Origin of the sequence: Paenibacillus sp. MDMC362, assembly GCF_003269305.1 — a bacterium.
In the GTDB taxonomy this organism is placed as follows: Bacteria; Bacillota; Bacilli; order Paenibacillales; family Paenibacillaceae; genus Paenibacillus_AQ.
The window spans coordinates 48,209-66,494 of sequence record NZ_QLYT01000021.1 but is presented as its reverse complement, the minus strand read 5'-3'; the positions used below and the strand labels follow the sequence as shown (position 1 = coordinate 66,494).

The following is an 18,286-nucleotide window of genomic DNA, read 5'->3' as shown; positions in this document are numbered from 1 at the left end:
AAGATGACATAATTATGATTTACAATGAATGATAAATCCCGAAAGGAGCATTAAATCGTGAAACGTAAAATCATTTTAGATTTAGCCGTTACGTTGGATGGTTTTATTGAAGGGAAGAAAGGGGAAGTAGATTGGTGCATTATGGACCCTGAGATGGGGTTTATGGATTTTTTGAATCAAATCGATACGATTATGTATGGAAGAAAAAGTTATGATTTATGGGGGCGGTTCACGCCGGATATGGATCCGTCGGATGCTGAGCAAGAATTATGGTCAAACGTTCACAGTAAAGAAAAATATGTGTTCTCCAGGACGCAAACAGGGAGCGATCATAAAGCGACATACATCAATGATCATATCCTTGAAGAAGTACATGCATTAAAGAATAAGCCGGGTAAAGACATCTGGTTATATGGGGGAGCAAGCCTAATTACAACCTTTATTCAGTTAGGGCTGGTTGATGAATTCAGATTATCGGTTCACCCTGTCATCTTGGGAGAAGGAAAACCGTTGTTTATGGATATCAAGCAAAGGTTGAATTTAAAGATGGTGAATACAAAAACGTTCTCCTCCGGGGTGGTGCAGCTCATTTATCATTTGGATAGGAATGCAGTTAACCATGTTAACCTCGAGAAGACGCCTTAGTTAAAACATAGCTTTGTTTGATCATTTCACGGATTTCTTCTTCAGGTACGGTGCCGTCAAGAATAATCGAATTCCAATGGTCTTTATTAAGATGAAAGGCTGGGACTACTGCAGTGTATGCCTGCCGTAAGAACTCCAGCATGCCGGATTCACACTTAACATTGATCCAGATATGATCCTCTTTTTCAAAAATCCACGCAAAAACTTTATTTGTATTTTTATGTCGAATCACGGTCCAGTTCTTATCACGAAATGGTTGATCCTCATACGAATGGTCCAAACTCAAGCAGTAATCGATGGCTTCCTGTCTATTTCTCATCCCTAACTCCCCCAACCTATAACATATAAAAATGCCGTGAGTTTAACGGCATTTTTGTGCTCTCCTAATCAACATCAAGCGTAGGACTATTTATAACATAACAAATAGGATTGTCGGAGGACAAGCCGTAACTGAGGTGAAATTTCATGGGCGTCAAACAAATTCAAAGCACACAAGCCTTAGAAACAAACATTAAAGTACCTAGGTAAGCTATTATAAATTGATATGGGAAGGATCAACGGTGTGCCGATTTTAACTTAGCACTTGCATCCATGTTGTACAATCCAACTAGATACGTAAAGGAGGAGGTCTTTTTGGGAATGGATTATCTTGCTTCCGCGCCGTTCCTTAGCGCAAAGCCCGGCGACATCATTACTTTCGGCACTTACCCGCAATCTTCTGACGGTGCAGACAGATCCCCGATCCTGTGGAGGGTGCTGCAAAATTCAGGAAGAGAGCTGTTCTTGTTGAGCGAGTACATTTTAGAATGCAGGCGGTATCACGGCGAAAGCGTGGATATGAAGTGGCGTGATAGCGTGGATATTACGTGGCATGACTCTGATTTGCGCAAGTGGCTGAACGATGAATTCTACAACACCGCATTTAATGCGACAGAAAAGGAATTCATAAAGAAGACGCATTGTGCGGACAACGGAGAAGGCAGCCCGGATACGGAGGATAAAGTTTTTTTGCTCAGCGTTACGGAGATTAAGGAGTTATCTGAGATTCACGGAAAGGAGTTACGGCGCGCCGTTGGAACGGATTTTGCCAAATTGAAAAAAAACGATGGATGCAGCTTATATGTTTACGATAAAACAAACAAGGATAACTACATCATCAGAAACGGCGAAGAAGTCGGCTGTTCCTGGTGGTGGCTGAGGACACAAGGAAACAAGCCTTCGCGTGCGTTTTTTATCGGTCCAAGCTGTAGTATTCGCAGCTATGCGAATGTTAGTCTCTCCCGTGACGGCGTGCGCCCCGCTTTAAAACTTAAAATGCAATAGAACGGGGCTTTCGATTTTGCACCTCTTAACGGTAAGATCGGCTTCGACATCCGTTCGGGGAACGAAATTTTGGCGGCGATATGCATACAACTCCGGCACGGAAAGCTTGCCAGACCCAGGGATTATACAAGAGAAGTTAGCTGAGATGATAAAAGTAGATCGAACAACTGCAGCCCGTGCTATCAAAAAGCTTGAACTTCATGGCTTTATAGAAAAGAAAGAAGATCAACATAATAGAAAAATCAAAAAACTCTTTCCAACGGAGAAAGGGAAACATGTGTATCCTTTTATACAAAGAGAACATGATTACTCCAATAAGGTTGCATTAGAGGCTTTTTCCGAAAGTGAAGCAGAAGCCATGTTTAATCTGCTACAAAGAGTCAGAAAGAACGTTGAAAAAGACTGGGAGTTTGTAAAAAAGGGCAACAAGAGATGGTATTGAATTACTAAGTGGAGGAGAACCCCATTGACTCTAAAAATAAGAAAATGCACGTTAGAGGACCTAGGATTACTTCAAGACATTAGTGTGGAGACGTTTAATGAGACATTTAAAGATCAAAATTCAACTGAAAATATGAAAGCCTATTTAGAAAGAGCATTTAACTTAAAACAATTAGAAAAAGAGATATGCAATAGCTCTTCGGAGTTCTATTTTATTTATTCTAATGGGGAAATTGCCGGGTATTTAAAGGTCAACACCCATGATGCTCAAACAGAATGGATGGGCAATGATTCGCTTGAAATCGAGAGGATATATATTAAGGGCATATATCAAAAACATGGGCTTGGCAAGTTTCTGCTGAATAAAGCCGTGGAAATCGCGATGGAACGTAATAAAAAGAGCGTCTGGCTAGGCGTATGGGAACGGAATGAAAATGCCATTGCTTTTTATAAGAAAAGGGGGTTTGTTCAAACAGGAACACATTCTTTCTATATGGGGGATGAAGAACAGAAGGACTTTATCATGACCAAAACATTCATAGAGCACTGAAATGGCACTCAGCTAATGAAATTGACAAAATTCATCATGTCGGGCATGTTGTCCAAGATATGGAGTCTTTTCGTGTGAAAAATATAGCAATTTTGGATTGGGTTCGTAATTTCGGATGTGGGTTGAAGGCGAACCTAAAAGGCAGCTAATCTACGGATTAGCTGCCTTTGTTTTTGTTCAAGCTACGTTCTTGGATGTGCATATGGCGATATAAAGAGGATTAACCTAAATCCACGATATCATCGTGCAATCTGCGGAGGCGATAAGCGTTCATGGCGGATTCGCGCAGCTCCTCGAGAATGGTGTAATTGGCCCACGCGCCTGCGACAGCGCCGATCCCAGGAACCATCTGCAGCATCTTCCGAAAGTCCATGGCGTCGCGATACTCGATCTGAAATGTCTCCCAGTCCATATTCTGGGCGTAATCGGCGTCAGAGAGCCATTGTTCCTTTTCCATATGCCAATGTTTGATGGAATGGAGCAGCCTCGCACGGTTTTCCTGCCCTGAAAACGTCATTTGAAATACCTTGAGAATGAACACCCGCTCGGAGAAGTGTTTGGTATCATAACCGTAAACATGGGCCAGATCGAACAAAAATTTCATTTTGATCGCGATTAAAGCTGGAAAGTCCACCATGCTGAACATAATGCCGCCAGCTCCCGTTCCAGCGCCTTCGGCAACCGCAATTTTTTGGTACAGGGCAAACAGATCTTTCGCTTCTTGATCGGCATTCTCCAATTCCAGAGTATGCTGAACCGGACGGCTAGGCGTATATTCCGCACCGAACAACGCTGTGCGCACGATCGATCGTATGGTGGTCGTAATGATGCTGTGCACCTTCGGGGGAATCCAATGATTGATTCGATTACCGATGGTTTTCGATGTCTTTTCCAGCCAACCCGGCGGTTTGAACATTTTTTGTTCCCAGTCAGCAATTTCACTCCGTACCTTATGTCCGTAATTCATGATCAATCGCTCCTCAAAAATACTTAGCTATATTGTAACGATAATTCAATGATTCGAAACAGACTGCGGAAGGGAGGGGACCTCGACTTAAGTCCAGTTTCGCTGCACAAACAAGAGAGCGCGAAGGCATATGAATGCCATGTGCTCTTTTATTGATTATATATTACACCTCTGTTATATTATACATATGGAATATTTAAGAAGGAGGAACTTTCTGGTGAACCTTTCTAATGTAGAATTTATGTTGCTTCAGATTCTTGCTGAATTGGATCAAGCTTCAGGATACGATATCAACAAATTAATCGATCAGCGCGGCTATCGGCAGTGGGCGCATATTGGCACGACTTCGGTGTATACGGGACTTAAAAAATTGAACGGAAAAGGAATGATCATGTCAGAACACTCCGGCGAAAAATCCGGAAAAGGGCCGATGCCGACCCGATTTGTTATTACAGACAATGGTACGGCTGCGCTGAAGGACGAAGTCTTATCCAGTCTTTCCACGACGCGGGAGCGTGACCAGCGCTTTGATCTTGCACTAGCGGCATTACCATTCATCGAGAAAGACGAAGCTATTGAAGCTTTGCGAAAGAGGCTGGATCTTCTGAGTGAGGCACTAATGAACATAAAACAAACCTACGAATCGCAGGGGGGCGCCCGGTTGCCGCTTCACGTGAGATCATTATTTCAACATCCGTTGAATCTCATCGAGAGCGAACATGCTTTTGTGATGAGTCTAATCCATGAATTGTCGGAAGCGAGGGATTAATATGTCTCATATCATTCAGGATTTTGTTCCGTATGATGGAACACATTGTGAGACCACGGCAGTGGGCAATTTGCTTCAATTTGCAGGTTTACGGCTGTCGGAACCGTTGTTATTTGGATTGGGGGAAGGTTTGGGTTTTATTTATTGGGATTCGAAAAATATGGACTTTCCTTTTATCGGGGGCAGGGCAAAAACGGATACGTTGACTGCGCGTATAGCAACTAGACTTAACGTAACTCTCAACGTTCAAGAAACAAGTTCGATTGATAAAGCGAAGAAAAACGTACAAGGTTTCATTGAACGAGGAATCCCGGTGGGACTCAAATTAGACTCCTATTACTTGGATTACTTTACGAGTAAAGTTCACTTTGCAGGCCATTATGCGGTGATCTATGGGATGGATGGCGAATACGCATATATGGCGGACACGCGACAGCAAGGCGGACTTTTGACGACACGTTTAGATCATCTGGCCATGGCTAGAAACGCCAAAGGTCCCATGAGTTCCAGAAATCGCTCCTTCACGGTCGAATCCATCGGCGATCTTCCGCAAATGGAACCCGCCGTCCGATCGGCATTGGCCCAAAATGCACATGATTATTTAAATCCGCCCATCCGCAATGCAGGCAATAAAGGTATCATAAAAATGAGCAGCGAAATCTTGAAATGGCCGTCCCGCAGTAAAAACTTTCAACAAGATCTGTGCCTGACTGCGCTATTAATGGAAAAGGGCGGAACCGGGGGCGCGCTTTTTCGAAACCTTTATCGGGATTTTCTGAAAGAAAGCGCGGACTTGTTAGGCGACCCCAAAGTAGAGAAAGCATATTTGCAGTTCGCTCAAATCGCTCCCATGTGGACCGGCGTTTCATCCATGATCGATCACGCTGGGAAGACACGAAGCATCGAGAGCTTGAAACAAGCCTCAAGCGCTTTGCTTGAGATCGCGGATAAAGAACGTAAAGCTATGGAGTTATTATTGTAACTTGGATTGATGACCCTGGTTGGAGAGGGGATACCGCTCAAGAGAACATATGCGTTAAATAGGCCGAATTGATGCGGCTTTTTTGTAGACACGATGTTTAAGTCTACCAAATGATTATCAATTAGCTTTACCAATTGAATATAATTGTTTTCATAGGAACAAAATACTACAATTGGATTATCAAAAACGAAATTGGCGTTATTGAGATTATGAACTTGTCCAAACTAACAGCCTAAGAGAGTAGCAGAGGGGGAAACTGCAATGAACAACAATGAATTAAAGAGGGGGCTCGAAGCTCGTCATATTCAGATGATTGCTTTGGGTGGCACAATCGGTGTCGGATTATTTATGGGCTCGGCAAGCACGATCAAATGGACAGGTCCATCGGTAATGCTTGCGTATGCAATCGTAGGAATATTTATATTTTTCATTATGCGCGCGATGGGGGAAATGCAGTACGTAGAGCCCAGCACGGGGTCGTTTGCGACCTTTGGCCATAAGTACATTCATCCTTTGGCAGGGTATACGACGGCTTGGAGTAACTGGTTCCAATGGGTAATTGTCGGGATGGCAGAGATCATTGCCGTTGGGACATATATGAAGTACTGGTTTCCGGATTTGCCTGCTTGGATACCAGGGATCGTCGCCATGGTGATTCTCGGTGCGGCAAATCTATTTTCTGTGAAGTCATTTGGTGAATTTGAGTTTTGGTTTTCGATGATTAAGATCGTAACCATCATATTGATGATTGTTGCAGGGTTTGGTCTGATTTTCTTCGGGATCGGCAACGGCGGCAATGCGATTGGATTATCTAACCTGTGGGAGCATGGAGGCTTTTTTGCCGGCGGATGGTCGGGATTTTTCTTTGCTCTTTCGCTGGTGATCGGGGCCTATCAAGGTGTCGAACTGATCGGGATAACAGCAGGTGAGGCAAAAAACCCGCAAAAAACGTTAATGAGGGCGACGCAAAGTATCATTTGGCGGATATTGATTTTCTATATTGGCGCTATTTTTGTCATTGTAACGGTCTACCCTTGGAATCAATTGCAAGCCATCGGCAGCCCGTTCGTTGCAACGTTTGCGAAGATCGGCATTACTGCAGCGGCGGGGCTGATCAACTTTGTTGTCATCACCTCTGCCATGTCAGGTTGTAATAGCGGGATTTATAGCGCAGGACGCATGCTTTATACATTAGGCGTCAATGGACAGGCGCCGAAAGTATTTACGAAACTGTCCCGTAACGGCGTGCCTCTGCTAGGAACGATGGGCGTACTTGTGGGACTGGGCATTGGCGTATTGTTAAGCTATATCGCACCGGAAAATCTGTTTGTGCACGTGTACAGCGCCAGCGTACTTCCCGGTATGGTACCATGGTTTGTCATTCTGATCAGTCAAATCAAATTCAGAAAGATCAAGGGCCCCGCATTGGAGCATCATCCGTTCAAAATGCCTTTTGCTCCAGTGACAAACTATGTGACCATCGCCTTTTTGCTTATGGTACTGGTCGGTATGTGGATAAACGATGAGACTCGCGTTTCCCTGATCATCGGCATTGTTTTCTTAGGCATCGTTGTGATTAGTTATTATGCTTTAGGAGTTGGCAAGGCTGCTCCACTAAGTCCTCAAGCCAATCAAGAAAATAGCAACGAATGAATTGGCCGACATCCTTTGAATGAAACCCAAAACATCCCATTCTCACCAAGGAGGAATGGGATGTTTTTTATCAGGTCCAATCACAGCAGCAGCTTACGGACAGTATTGGCTTAATCGCTCTTTTAAACCTGAAACGACTTCATCCGGTATTTCCCTGATCTTAATATCTCCACCTAGGAAAAGCAGCCAATTGGTCATTTCGGTTAATTCTTCCGAATGAAGAACATCGATAAATGTCTTTAGAGTGGCGGTGGTTTGGTATGGATTCGTATAAGAAATTGAAACTTTTAAAGGATGGTATTTTTTGAACTGAGCAATCGCCTTTGGGCCAAGATCAATGACAAGATTGATGATCTCTTCCTGCTTACTTAGTTGCTCTAGAATCTTTTTCTTACTTATTCTTTTCTTCTCGGGGTATGGTTTTACGTCGGTGAGATTGTCGACAGGTATAATCCGCCCCTTGCCATCCTCTAAGTCAAAACCTTCGATTTGCCACAGGCTTTTTTCACGATAAAGATGCAAGAGATAAATGGGATAAGACTTTATGATCTTCTCTTCCTTGACGGAAACCAATAAATACCGGTCCACCAGAAGGATCTGGATGAGTTTTTCTAACATCGGATGGGGCAGGTCAGACAGATCAAGCAGGTCTGGATTATGAGGGTTGGTCCCTTCAAACAGCAATATTTGATTTAACAGAACAATGTCGTCTTGCTGGTTTTCCGAGATGAGACCTAGCAATTTTTCTGCTAAAGATTGACGACTCTTCAGATAAGGGAGTTGTTGATTTCTTGTGGCCATAAAGGCTATAAACAGAGCTTTAATTTCATTATCGGTAAAGCGGACCGTGGGCAGGACAGAGTTGTTCATGACAAAATAACCACCATCCCTCCCAACTTCAGCGACAAGCGGCATCCCCATGGCTTCGATTTCTCTAATATCTCGAATCGCTGTCGAACGAGAAATGTTAAATTCCTGCATGATTTCAGAAATGGTGAAGTGGGCACGGTTGTTGATATACCGCATGATGACATTGATCCGTTCAACTTTTTTCATCAGTTCTCCTCTAAACAGTATCATTTTTTGACATGATTTAAGGTTATTATAAACCCATCAAGTGAAAAGACAAATCATTTGATAAAAATAAAAAAAGAGGTAGGGATTGATGATGACAAATTACACGCTTGAGGAAAAAGACAGCTTTATCGTTTTGGGAATCGGGACTGAGCTTCAGAGCGATTATACAGACTATGCTGGCATAAACAAGGAGAAGGCAGACTTTTGGGAGACGGTGAAACAAGATGGAAGCCTTGAGACATTAAAAGCTGTTGCCGCAAATGACTACATTTTTGCCGTGAACGAAGCGGTCAATAACAAGATGATGTATTATGCTGGCGTCATGACAGAAACATCACTACCCGAAGCAACTAGGGTTATTCAGTTTCCTAAAGGGGAATATCTCGTAGTCAAAGGGGAAGCGAACACGGCAGATGAGTTGAGTAATAACCTTACTGGCATTGCCTTCGGACAAGTCTTGCCGGAAGCTCAGAATTTTGCCTATGTAGGCGGGCCAAACGCAACGGTAGAGATGGGGCAGCGAGACGGGTTGGTATTTGGTGAGTTGTGGATTCCTGTTGTCAGGAAATAAGTGAATGTTTCGGATGCAAGCTTTGCTCGAAGTAGGTCCATGAACTAACGCTCACCAAACTTTTAGGAGGGATGAACATGTCCAATATCGTTGATTTTAAAACGGTGTCTACGGTGGGTTTAGAATCTTCACCCGTAGTAGAAGCTCTTGCTGGTTTACGAGCGAATGAAGCCCGTTACTTTATGAACAAATATAAGCATGAATTCACCGTCGTACCAGCCGACGAAAGCCAGGAAACCCTCGACTATGTGAACCGGATATTGAAAGAAGAACGTGATATCGAGTTTGCGGCCAACCCATTAGAAACATCTCGTTTCCAAGTGGAAAATATCAAATGGGCTTTCGTATTTTATGAGGATGGTCTTGCGGTCAATGTCATGTATACGATTGATGACCCGAAGAAGCGTGCCGTTGGTTTTAAGCTTTCTGAAGGGATGGAGGTACCGCAGGAGTTAGATGGAAAGTTTAAATTTGCTAGGCAGAAATCTAAATTAGCTGGAACCATTCGGGGCTCGTTCTTTGTGATAAAAGGAGAATACTAAAAAGCGCATGTGGAGGCTTTCAGCCGTTTTTACTGCATAAAAAGAGCAGCGATACTTTGCGGCTCTTTTTATTTGCCTGAATCATGCAACAAGAATGGGTGACGCTAAGATTGCAAGCAGCCGCCATCCCGCAGTAGAGGAGCAAGCATTTAAGAGCGGACATCTTATCATGATGACAAGAACCATAGTAGTGGTAGTGAAGCTAAAAAAGAACCTGGCAGTCTTGTCAGGTTCTTTTTTATTGCATATAAACAGACGCGATGATATAATCAGAGCACGATTGATTTTTAAAAAAAGACATAATTATCTTATCTTACAATCTAATTGTACCACGCAAAAAAAATCTTGTCAAATCTTTTTTCTCAAATTAATGGTTAGGAGAGATGTTGAATGTGTTCGTTGGTTCTTGATTTTCAGGAAATGAACAAAAAGCAGCTTGGGCTCGTTGGCGGAAAAGGGCTTCATTTAGGGGAATTATCAAAAATTGAAGGTATACGAGTTCCCGAAGGATTTTGCGTGACAACCGTAGGATATCAAAGAGCCGTCGAACAAAACGAAACGTATCAATTCATGCTCAATCGACTAACCATGCTATCAGTAGAGGATCGGGACCAAATTGTTGAAATCAGCAGGAAGATCAGACAAACTATTGTGGATGTAAAAATACCATCGGATGTGGTGACAGCAGTAACTCACTATCTCTCCCGGTTTGGTGAGGAACAAGCTTATGCCGTACGATCCAGCGCGACTGCTGAAGATTTACCGCATGCCTCTTTTGCGGGTCAACAAGATACCTATCTAAACATCATCGGCGTCGATGCCGTCTTGCAGCATATCAGCAAATGCTGGGCTTCCTTGTTTACAGATCGCGCGGTGATCTATCGTATGCAAAGTGGATTTGACCATCGTCAAGTTTATTTATCCGTAGTCGTGCAAAGGATGGTTTTTCCACAAGCTTCAGGGATATTATTTACGGCTGATCCGATGACTTCTAACCGAAAGCTGCTATCCATCGATGCCGGTTTCGGACTTGGAGAAGCACTCGTCTCTGGCTTGGTATCAGCCGATGGTTACAAAGTACGGGAAGGAGAAATCATCGAAAAGCGGATAGCCGCCAAAACATTGGCGATCTACGGACGAAAAGAAGGCGGAACAGAAACCAAGCAAATCGATCCCGATCAGCAAAAGTCACAAACACTTACGGATGAGCAAATTTTACAACTGGCACGCATCGGAAGACAGATTGAAGCTCATTTTGGCCAGCCCCAAGATATCGAATGGTGTTTGGCCCAGGATACCTTTTATATTGTCCAGAGTCGGCCCATCACGACGCTATACCCGATACCTGAAGCGAGTGATCAAGAAAATCACGTATACGTGTCTGTCGGACATCAACAAATGATGACGGATCCCATGAAACCACTGGGATTGTCTTTTTTTCTGCTGACGACTCTAGCACCTATGCGTACGGCTGGCGGAAGGCTGTTTGTTGATGTTACACATCATCTGGCATCACCTGATAGCAGAGAATTTTTACTAAATGGCATGGGACAACACGATCCGCTTATAAAAGACGCACTTATGACCATCATGGATCGAGATTTCATAAAACTATTACCAAACGATAAAAAAGAATCGAGTCCCAGTAAGAGCAATAAAGCTATGCCGCCAGCCGGTGCTCAACCACAATTCGAAAACGACCCGACAATCGTTTCTGATTTGATGAAACGTACTCAATCATCGATCGAAGTGTTGAAACAAAACATCCAAACGAAATCTGAATCCGATTTATTTGATTTTATTTTGGAAGATCTGCAGGAACTGAAGAAGATCTTATTCGACCCCCAAAGTTCGTCTGTGTTTATGGCTGCCATGAATGCTTCAACCTGGATCAATGAAAAAATGAATGAGTGGTTAGGTGAAAAAAACGCAGCCGACACGCTTTCTCAATCTGTGCCCCATAATATTACTTCGGAAATGGGTTTGGCGCTGCTCGATGTCGCAGATGCAATCCGTCCTCATCCGAAAGTCATTGATTATTTACAGCATGTCAAAGATGATAACTTTTTGGATGAACTGGTTAAATTGGATGGTGGACAGGAATCCCATGACGCGATCCTTGATTTTCTCCACAAATATGGCATGCGATGTGCTGGAGAAATCGATATCGCCAGAACTCGTTGGAGCGAAAAACCCATTACGCTTGTCCCGTTGATCCTTGGTAACATCAAAATCTTTGAGCCTAATGAAAGTGGTCGGAAATTTGAGCAAGGGCAACAGGAGGCTTTGAAAAAAGAAAAAGAGCTATTAGATCGATTGAAGCAATTGCCGGATGGTGAACAAAAAGCCAAAGAAACCAAACGAATGATCGACCTCGTCCGGAATTTCATGGGTTATCGGGAATACCCCAAATACGGGATGGTGAATCGTTACTTCATGTATAAGAAGGCTTTACTGAAAGAGGCCGAACGACTTGTACAAGCGGGCGTTATTCATGATAAGGAAGATATATATTATCTCACTTTTGAAGAACTTCACGAGGTCGTACGAACAAATAATCTGGATAACCCCGGTTCCATGGTTGAGCAGCAAGCGAAACTTGCGACCAGACAGATGATCAGCAAACGAAAAGACGAGTACAAAGTATATGAAAAACTAACACCGCCGCGCGTAATCACGTCGGATGGCGAAATCATCGCAGGGGAGTACAAACGAGAAAATATCCCAGCCGAAGCTATTGTCGGTCTGTCTGTTTCTTCCGGAATAATCGAGGGACGAGCGCGTGTCATCTTAAACATAGAAGACGCTGAGCTCAAGGACGGAGATATATTAGTCACCTCTTTTACTGACCCTAGCTGGACGCCTCTGTTTGTATCCATCAAGGGCTTGGTCACCGAAGTGGGCGGACTGATGACCCATGGAGCCGTTATCGCGCGTGAATATGGCTTGCCGGCCGTTGTCGGCGTGGAGAATGCTACCAAACGGATAAAGGATGGGCAGCGAATTCGCGTGCATGGAACAGAAGGGTATATCGAAATATTGTCATAGCTCAATTCGACAAGTGGTGATATTCGCCACAAGACCACAATCGAAAGTATGCAAAAGAAGTCGCGGAATCCGCGGCTTTTTTTGTTTTACGCTGGAAGTTGCAAACGTCCCGGCATTTTTTATATTTATGACAATAACTGTCACTATTATCACTCATAATAGATTCAAAGCCTAAATGTTCTTATGTACTAGCTCGATGTTACCTGTTAGAATCCAAAAAATGAAGCTGAAGGAGCTGTTTAGAAATGACGTTACAATTCATTCCCTACATTATGCTGAACGGAAACGCCAGCGAAGCGATTGCATTTTACGAAAAAGCATTGGATGCTAAAGTCTTGTCAAAGCAAACATTTGGACAGGCACCCGAGAGTGTCCAGAACTCCATGCCGTCAGATGTAAAGGATAGAGTGGCTCACTCCGTTTTACGGATCAGGGAGATTGAAATGTTTGTAGCCGATACAGAACCTGGTCAGCAAACGCATCCGGGAGATCGGCTGAGCATTTGTATTACGACAAACGATATTGAAAAATCAAAACAATTTTATGGGGCTTTACAACAAGGCGGTCAAGTGATTACGCCATTGCAAGAAATGTATTTTAGCCCAGCTTATGCAATGGTAACGGATAAGTTCGGAATTACCTTTCAGATTTTCACGACAAGGTAACACAAAAGAAGAGCCGGCCTACTTTCAATCTTCAGGGTACAAGTCGGGGCGTAACATAGAGCAAGCGGCATATAGAATTTTCAGGAAGAGCCTGGTTTACCAGGCTTTTTTTGTTCTCCTGATCCGGATATTCGTGTATTTCCTTCTCGTTACGGGTAATTAAATTACTAACAGCACACCAATTGGGTGACTATGAAGCGGGAAAGGGGATCGAAACGAATGAAACGCAAATTGTTAATAACGGGAGCGGCAGGCACCATAGGAAATGTCATTTACAACGGGCTGCTCAAAGACAATCGGTATGAGGTTGTTGGAGCGGATATACAGGCGGACGAGAAGCTGGGCATTGTTCAAATGGATATCGGAGACGAAGCGCGAATGGCGGAGCTAACGCAAGGAACGGACACGGTGCTTCATTTTGCCTGGATCAAGGACAAGGGGGATTTTCTTGGCAAAGTGCTTGCGGGGAATGTGAGCGGTGCCTACAAGTTATTTGAGGCGGCGGTGCAAAATGGTGTGCGCCGAATCATATTCGCCAGCTCGAATCATGCAACCGGGTATTAGAAGTCTTATGAGATGATAGGGCCTCAAGATCCATATCGCCCGGATAGCTTTTACGGACTCAGCAAATGTTATATCGAGCTGCTGGGCCGATTGTATTCGGACCAAGGCAAGATTTCTTCGTTCAATATTCGGATTGGCAACTTTCCGGGGGACAATCATCCTCATTCCGAACGTGCGGGGCATATCTGGATATCCGAACGTGATATGCTCCAATTGATCGTTTGTTGCATTGAAGCAGATGACGATCTGAAATATTTGAATCTGTACGGCACCTCTGCCAACAGTGATAACTACTACAACATTGATTATCTGGAGGAACTGATCGGATACCAACCTCAGGATGATGCGACAAAGCTGCTTGAGCTGGTCAAGGCAGCGGGACGCAAAGTACGTCAGGATGAGACGATCTATCAGGGGGGACAGCAACCGTAGCCATTGAACGATGTGACAATGTTGTCACTCGGAATGGAAAATTGTTATATGAATCGATGGGAAATATATAGATGCCCCCCTTATACTGGAAATGTTAGATTTCCAAAGGGGGATATCCACTAATGACTGATGTAATAAAAGCAATCATACTCGGCATAATAGAGGGCTTAACCGAATTTTTACCGGTATCGTCTACTGGACATTTAATTTTAGCGGGCCATTTGCTAAACTTCGAGGGAGACGCTGCCATAACTTTTAAAATTGTTATACAGTTGGGTGCAGTAATGGCGGTTCTCATTCTGTATTGGAAAAGGTATTTGGCGATTGGGGCTAATCTGATTCGAATGGACTTTTCCCGTCGTCGCGGATTAAATGTTATACATATGATTTTGGCTATGCTACCGGCATTAATCGTATATCTTCTGCTCAAGGACACAATAAAAAGCAAATTATTCGGTCCAACCCCAGTCTTAATCGGGCTAGTAGCCGGTGGCGTGTTAATGATCATTGCAGCTCGAAGCAGGAGAACCGAAACCGCCGATACGATAGATCGGATTAATTATAAACAAGCCTTCGGCATTGGCTTGTTTCAGTGCTTGGCTTTGTGGCCGGGATTCTCGAGATCGGGTTCAACGATTTCAGGCGGACTTTTACTTGGCACCAGCCAAAAGGCCGCCGCAGATTTTACGTTCCTAATCTCCGTGCCTGTTATGTTTGGCGCAAGCTTGCTAGATTTATATGATAGTCGGGATTTGCTGAGTTCTGATGATTTCGTCCTAATGTTTATTGGCTTTGCGACATCCTTTCTTGTGGCTATGATTGCCGTCGTGACGTTTATCAAACTGATTAAGCGACTTCGGTTGGAATGGTTTGCACTATATCGTTTTGTCCTAGCGGCTCTCTTCTATTTGATCATCTTGTGGTAACCCGTCTTGGTATTGGATGGTTGAGAAAATCTATTCCGCTATCATTTAGTCAAACACACGGAATGGGGGAGTGCGTGGTAATCCCATGAATAGGATGAGATGGTTTACAAATAATAAGTAAATTCATGAGAGCATGAGATACCTTCGTAACCAACTGCGTTGAGGAATGAAATGCTCTGGACTATGTCAGATCAATATTAGCAATTTCCTTCATCGTTGATTCGGTAACAGCTATTCGCATACAAGAGGGGGATTAGTTTGTTTCGTTGGATGATTCGCAAGATGACGATCGGTGTAATGGACGAAATTGTGAACCATTATATGAAGCGTATGATACAAGATCCATATACGGAACATGCGTTTTCCATGTTTACAACCATGCAGAAGCTGACGCCGCGGGCAATCATTGAAGCCAGGATGCGGGCGGAAAGCGGACAAGCAATTAACCGTACTTTGGGGAGTCCGATTGTGTTGTCCGATTGGGATAAAATTTTGCTAAACCCCGTACATATGTTCCGGATGCCCACGGAAGACAGCGTGCAAATCCAAACAGGCGTCACTATTGGTCCTCAAGCGAAAAAGCCACTAAATCTAGGAATTCCTATTCTCATCAGCGGGATGTCATATGGTGGAGCATTAAGTTTGAAGGTAAAGGTCGCTTTGGCTCGTGGTGCCGGTATGGCTGGTACGGCAACCAATTCTGGAGAGGCGCCTTTAGTCGATGAGGAGCGAAGGGAAGCCAAGTTTTTCATCGGCCAGTATCATCGCGGCGGGTGGATGAATGACGATGAATCTCTACGGCAATTGGACGCTATAGAAATCCAGCTCGGTCAAGGGGCCCTCGCGGCCGCTCCGATGTCGATGGCGACGGAGGAGATTGAGAAGGATTTGCGGATCGCCAACAAACTGAAACCCGGCGAAAATGCCGCGATTCATTCCCGTATCTCGGGAGTAAACAAAACGGAGGACATTATTACACTGGTGCAGGACTTGAAAAATAAATACGGAGTGCCGGTTGGGATTAAAATCTGTGCGACTCATTTTATGGAGTGGGAGCTGGAGGTCGCCATTCAAGCGGGAGTCGATTATTTCGTCGTGGACGGTGCGGAAGCAGGAACGCAGGGAGGTCCACCGACGCTTCTGGATGACGTCGGGCTGCCAACGTTATTTGCGCTGGCAAGAACGGTTCAGTATTTGGAAGAACGCGGGGTTAAACCAAGCATTTCCGTCATTGCTAGCGGGGGGTTAACGACGCCGGGTCATTTCCTGAAGGCAATGGCGTTAGGGGCGGACGCGGTCTATGTCGGTTCAATCGCCTTGATTGCCCTTCAGACGCAAGCGACTAAGACGCTGCCGACCGAGCAGCCGCAGCAAGTCCCTATAAATTGGGGGAAGTTCAAAGAAGATTTGGACGTTGAAAAGGGCGCTGAACATTTGGCCAATTTCCTCAAGTCGTCCGTGGAGGAAATGAAACTAGTCGCCTATACCCTTGGGAAAACGGATTTGGCACAAATCAACAAAATGGATCTGGTTACAGTGGACCGGGATTTAGCCCAGATCCTGCGGATCGATTATGCCGGGTTCCCTCCAGGGAAGCAAAACCTATCCACAGCAACAAACGTTATTTCGGACGTAACGGAAATGACAGATCCGGATGAACCTCTGCCTCTACAGTAAACTCCCATATTCATTGGAGGCTCCCACCATAGCTGATTAAACTAAACCGGCTCAGCATTTGGTTCTATCCAAAGTCAAAGAAAAAATGAGCTAGGCCTTCATTGCCTGAGCTCATTTTTTTTTATGGTGTATTTTTCGAACATGAATATAGTGCAGCGGCTTATATGTTTGTTTTCGATAAAGCAAGCTGATCTTCAGGCAGCGCCTTCGATGAACCATCGTTATGAAGAACACTCCGCCAAGAATACCGCGGTTCATATCCAAGTATATCCTTTGCCTTATCTATCGCCATTAGCGTCTCATGTCCCTGAACCTCTCTCTTTAAGGATACATTGGGAAAAAAACGTTTGACCAAATCCTGGCTAAGATCCGGCATGATGGTGTCCGGGGCAGTGATATGGAATACCTGATTACCTAAATTGTCCTTCTCTATTGCAAGCAGACAGGCTTTAGCTGCATCTCTAACATCGCAATAGGCCCAGGCGTTTTTCTTTTGAATATCCTTTTGTTCATCATTCCAATGCATGATAGGGATTTTTTCATACTCATCCGGTTCATACATATTCGCGAAGCGAAGCGTGACGAGCTGTTGATTCGTAAGCTTATGATACATGCCTGTTAGGTGTTCCGTCAGCAGTTTTGCCATAGCATAGGATGACTTCGCGGTAGTTGGATGCTCTTCATCAACAGGGAGGTAATCCATTTGCTCCGGTACAAACGGATAGCCCAAAACCGTTTCGCTTGAAGCCCATACCAGCTTGGGGATTTTAAAATCTTTACATGCTTCAAGAATGTTAAAATTGACGAGCATATTATTCTCGAATATCGCCTGGGGTGTATTCCTTACATCGGTTGGGATATTCCCAAGATGGACAACGGCATCACTTCCCATTAAAAGCTGACAGACTTGACCATAATCACGCAGCTCTGCTTGAATAAAATTTTTTGAAGCTGATTCTTCCCGTAGTAATCGGTCTGTGGCTATAACATCATGGCCAGCTTCCAATATGGTTCTTACCGCCCAGCGACCGATTTTTCCGGCTGCTCCTGTCACCACTACTTTCATTATTTTCCACCCCTTATTCATATTTCCGGCACAGCAAGTTGACCTTAAATCGCTGTTAGACTTCCCGTTACTTTATGGTTTTATTACTCTGCAGCTACACAGCATGCGGTATTTTTCAGAACTTCATGTTTATAAAACCTTGCCTTGCCCTGAATCGAGGATCAATACCGGGTTTTCTGAAAAGATTAGCTTGGTTAGCGAAGGGCGAATGATCGTATGTAAAGAAGCATTTTTAGATGGCATACCTGAACAGTTTAAAGATTGGGATAAGATTCATGTAACATTAGAAGAGACTAGAGTGACAAAAGTTGGTTGCAATGAGGTTGATACCATATGTGGAATATGGTAAATTTATCTTATTCAGTAATGAAAGGGTGACCAAAAGCCG

Annotated in this window: 16 protein-coding genes and 2 pseudogenes; 14 read left to right on the top strand and 4 right to left on the bottom strand. The window is 44.1% G+C overall.

All coding sequences use genetic code 11. The annotated features are described in order from the left end of the window. Nucleotides 1-57 precede the first annotated feature (57 nt). A complete protein-coding gene (locus DP091_RS11210; RefSeq protein WP_113058404.1) occupies nucleotides 58-645 on the top strand; it encodes a dihydrofolate reductase family protein in 588 nt (195 codons plus the stop codon). On the opposite strand, the gene DP091_RS11205 is transcribed toward DP091_RS11210, so the two are convergent. Next, nucleotides 623-964: an MmcQ/YjbR family DNA-binding protein gene (locus DP091_RS11205; protein ID WP_113058403.1), complete on the bottom strand. Its 342-nt coding sequence runs from the start codon at nucleotides 962-964 to the stop codon at nucleotides 623-625. The two genes, DP091_RS11210 and DP091_RS11205, sit on opposite strands and share 23 nt — an antisense overlap. A 320-nt stretch (nucleotides 965-1,284) precedes the next feature. On the opposite strand from DP091_RS11205, the gene DP091_RS11200 reads away from it, so the two are divergent. From DP091_RS11200 to paiA, 3 genes and pseudogenes are all read left to right on the top strand, one after another. Then, nucleotides 1,285-1,968 (top strand): DUF6273 domain-containing protein, encoded by a 684-nt coding sequence (locus DP091_RS11200; protein ID WP_113058402.1) that lies wholly within the window; start codon nucleotides 1,285-1,287, stop codon nucleotides 1,966-1,968. Between the two features lie 112 nt (nucleotides 1,969-2,080). Beyond that, nucleotides 2,081-2,410, top strand: a pseudogene (locus DP091_RS11195) (MarR family winged helix-turn-helix transcriptional regulator); the annotation flags it as partial. A gap of 24 nt (nucleotides 2,411-2,434) precedes the next feature. After that, a complete protein-coding gene (paiA, locus tag DP091_RS11190; protein ID WP_113058400.1) occupies nucleotides 2,435-2,959 on the top strand; it encodes a spermidine/spermine N(1)-acetyltransferase in 525 nt (174 codons plus the stop codon). Nucleotides 2,960-3,179: 220 nt separating this feature from the next. On the opposite strand, the gene DP091_RS11185 is transcribed toward paiA, so the two are convergent. Then, a complete protein-coding gene (locus DP091_RS11185) occupies nucleotides 3,180-3,926 on the bottom strand; it encodes an EcsC family protein (RefSeq protein WP_113058399.1) in 747 nt (248 codons plus the stop codon). Between the two features lie 214 nt (nucleotides 3,927-4,140). Between DP091_RS11185 and DP091_RS11180 the strand changes: the two genes are divergently transcribed. From DP091_RS11180 to DP091_RS11170, 3 genes are all read left to right on the top strand, one after another. After that, entirely contained in the window at nucleotides 4,141-4,695 is a 555-nt protein-coding gene (locus tag DP091_RS11180) for a PadR family transcriptional regulator (RefSeq protein ID WP_113058475.1), read from the top strand. Between the two features lies 1 nt (nucleotide 4,696). Beyond that, on the top strand, nucleotides 4,697-5,677 hold the full coding sequence (locus DP091_RS11175) for a BtrH N-terminal domain-containing protein (protein WP_113058398.1): 981 nt from the start codon (nucleotides 4,697-4,699) through the stop codon (nucleotides 5,675-5,677). 261 nt (nucleotides 5,678-5,938) lie between these two features. Beyond that, nucleotides 5,939-7,330, top strand: coding sequence for an amino acid permease (locus tag DP091_RS11170; RefSeq protein WP_113058397.1), 1,392 nt, complete (start codon nucleotides 5,939-5,941; stop codon nucleotides 7,328-7,330). Nucleotides 7,331-7,423: 93 nt separating this feature from the next. On the opposite strand, the gene DP091_RS11165 is transcribed toward DP091_RS11170, so the two are convergent. After that, a complete protein-coding gene (locus tag DP091_RS11165) occupies nucleotides 7,424-8,386 on the bottom strand; it encodes a helix-turn-helix transcriptional regulator (protein WP_113058396.1) in 963 nt (320 codons plus the stop codon). A gap of 112 nt (nucleotides 8,387-8,498) precedes the next feature. Here DP091_RS11165 and DP091_RS11160 point away from each other — a divergent pair, with 112 nt between their 5' ends. The 7 genes and pseudogenes from DP091_RS11160 to DP091_RS11130 all read left to right on the top strand — a co-directional run bounded on the left by DP091_RS11160 (nucleotide 8,499) and on the right by DP091_RS11130 (nucleotide 16,832). After that, entirely contained in the window at nucleotides 8,499-8,978 is a 480-nt protein-coding gene (locus tag DP091_RS11160) for a GyrI-like domain-containing protein (protein WP_113058474.1), read from the top strand. A gap of 77 nt (nucleotides 8,979-9,055) precedes the next feature. Further along, nucleotides 9,056-9,520 (top strand): phage tail protein, encoded by a 465-nt coding sequence (locus tag DP091_RS11155; protein WP_113058395.1) that lies wholly within the window; start codon nucleotides 9,056-9,058, stop codon nucleotides 9,518-9,520. Nucleotides 9,521-9,910: 390 nt separating this feature from the next. Continuing rightward, nucleotides 9,911-12,568 carry a phosphoenolpyruvate synthase gene (gene ppsA / locus DP091_RS11150; protein ID WP_113058394.1) on the top strand — a complete coding sequence of 886 codons (2,658 nt, stop codon included), beginning with the start codon at nucleotides 9,911-9,913 and terminating at the stop codon, nucleotides 12,566-12,568. 245 nt (nucleotides 12,569-12,813) lie between these two features. Further along, nucleotides 12,814-13,233: a VOC family protein gene (locus DP091_RS11145; RefSeq protein ID WP_113058393.1), complete on the top strand. Its 420-nt coding sequence runs from the start codon at nucleotides 12,814-12,816 to the stop codon at nucleotides 13,231-13,233. Nucleotides 13,234-13,452: 219 nt separating this feature from the next. Next, nucleotides 13,453-14,229: pseudogene (locus tag DP091_RS11140) on the top strand (NAD-dependent epimerase/dehydratase family protein). A gap of 122 nt (nucleotides 14,230-14,351) precedes the next feature. Further along, a complete protein-coding gene (locus DP091_RS11135) occupies nucleotides 14,352-15,155 on the top strand; it encodes an undecaprenyl-diphosphate phosphatase (protein ID WP_113058392.1) in 804 nt (267 codons plus the stop codon). Nucleotides 15,156-15,413: 258 nt separating this feature from the next. Next, nucleotides 15,414-16,832 carry an FMN-binding glutamate synthase family protein gene (locus DP091_RS11130; RefSeq protein WP_258394483.1) on the top strand — a complete coding sequence of 473 codons (1,419 nt, stop codon included), beginning with the start codon at nucleotides 15,414-15,416 and terminating at the stop codon, nucleotides 16,830-16,832. A gap of 160 nt (nucleotides 16,833-16,992) precedes the next feature. Here DP091_RS11130 and DP091_RS11125 read toward each other — a convergent pair whose 3' ends face one another. Continuing rightward, a complete protein-coding gene (locus DP091_RS11125; RefSeq protein ID WP_113058391.1) occupies nucleotides 16,993-17,898 on the bottom strand; it encodes an NAD-dependent epimerase/dehydratase family protein in 906 nt (301 codons plus the stop codon). Between the last annotated feature and the right edge of the window lie 388 nt (nucleotides 17,899-18,286).

Excerpts from the sequence above, each read along its gene's own strand:
- DP091_RS11165 (WP_113058396.1), bottom strand. The coding sequence starts at position 8,386 with ATGAAAAAAGTTGAACGGATCAATGTCATCATGCGGTATATCAACAAC.
- DP091_RS11135 (WP_113058392.1), top strand. The coding sequence starts at position 14,352 with ATGACTGATGTAATAAAAGCAATCATACTCGGCATAATAGAGGGCTTA.
- DP091_RS11200 (WP_113058402.1), top strand. The coding sequence starts at position 1,285 with ATGGATTATCTTGCTTCCGCGCCGTTCCTTAGCGCAAAGCCCGGCGAC.
- ppsA (WP_113058394.1), top strand. The coding sequence starts at position 9,911 with ATGTGTTCGTTGGTTCTTGATTTTCAGGAAATGAACAAAAAGCAGCTT.
- DP091_RS11170 (WP_113058397.1), top strand. The coding sequence starts at position 5,939 with ATGAACAACAATGAATTAAAGAGGGGGCTCGAAGCTCGTCATATTCAG.
- DP091_RS11145 (WP_113058393.1), top strand. The coding sequence starts at position 12,814 with ATGACGTTACAATTCATTCCCTACATTATGCTGAACGGAAACGCCAGC.
- DP091_RS11175 (WP_113058398.1), top strand. The coding sequence starts at position 4,697 with ATGTCTCATATCATTCAGGATTTTGTTCCGTATGATGGAACACATTGT.
- DP091_RS11160 (WP_113058474.1), top strand. The coding sequence starts at position 8,499 with ATGACAAATTACACGCTTGAGGAAAAAGACAGCTTTATCGTTTTGGGA.
- DP091_RS11185 (WP_113058399.1), bottom strand. The coding sequence starts at position 3,926 with ATGAATTACGGACATAAGGTACGGAGTGAAATTGCTGACTGGGAACAA.
- DP091_RS11125 (WP_113058391.1), bottom strand. The coding sequence starts at position 17,898 with ATGAAAGTAGTGGTGACAGGAGCAGCCGGAAAAATCGGTCGCTGGGCG.
- DP091_RS11205 (WP_113058403.1), bottom strand. The coding sequence starts at position 964 with ATGAGAAATAGACAGGAAGCCATCGATTACTGCTTGAGTTTGGACCAT.
- DP091_RS11155 (WP_113058395.1), top strand. The coding sequence starts at position 9,056 with ATGTCCAATATCGTTGATTTTAAAACGGTGTCTACGGTGGGTTTAGAA.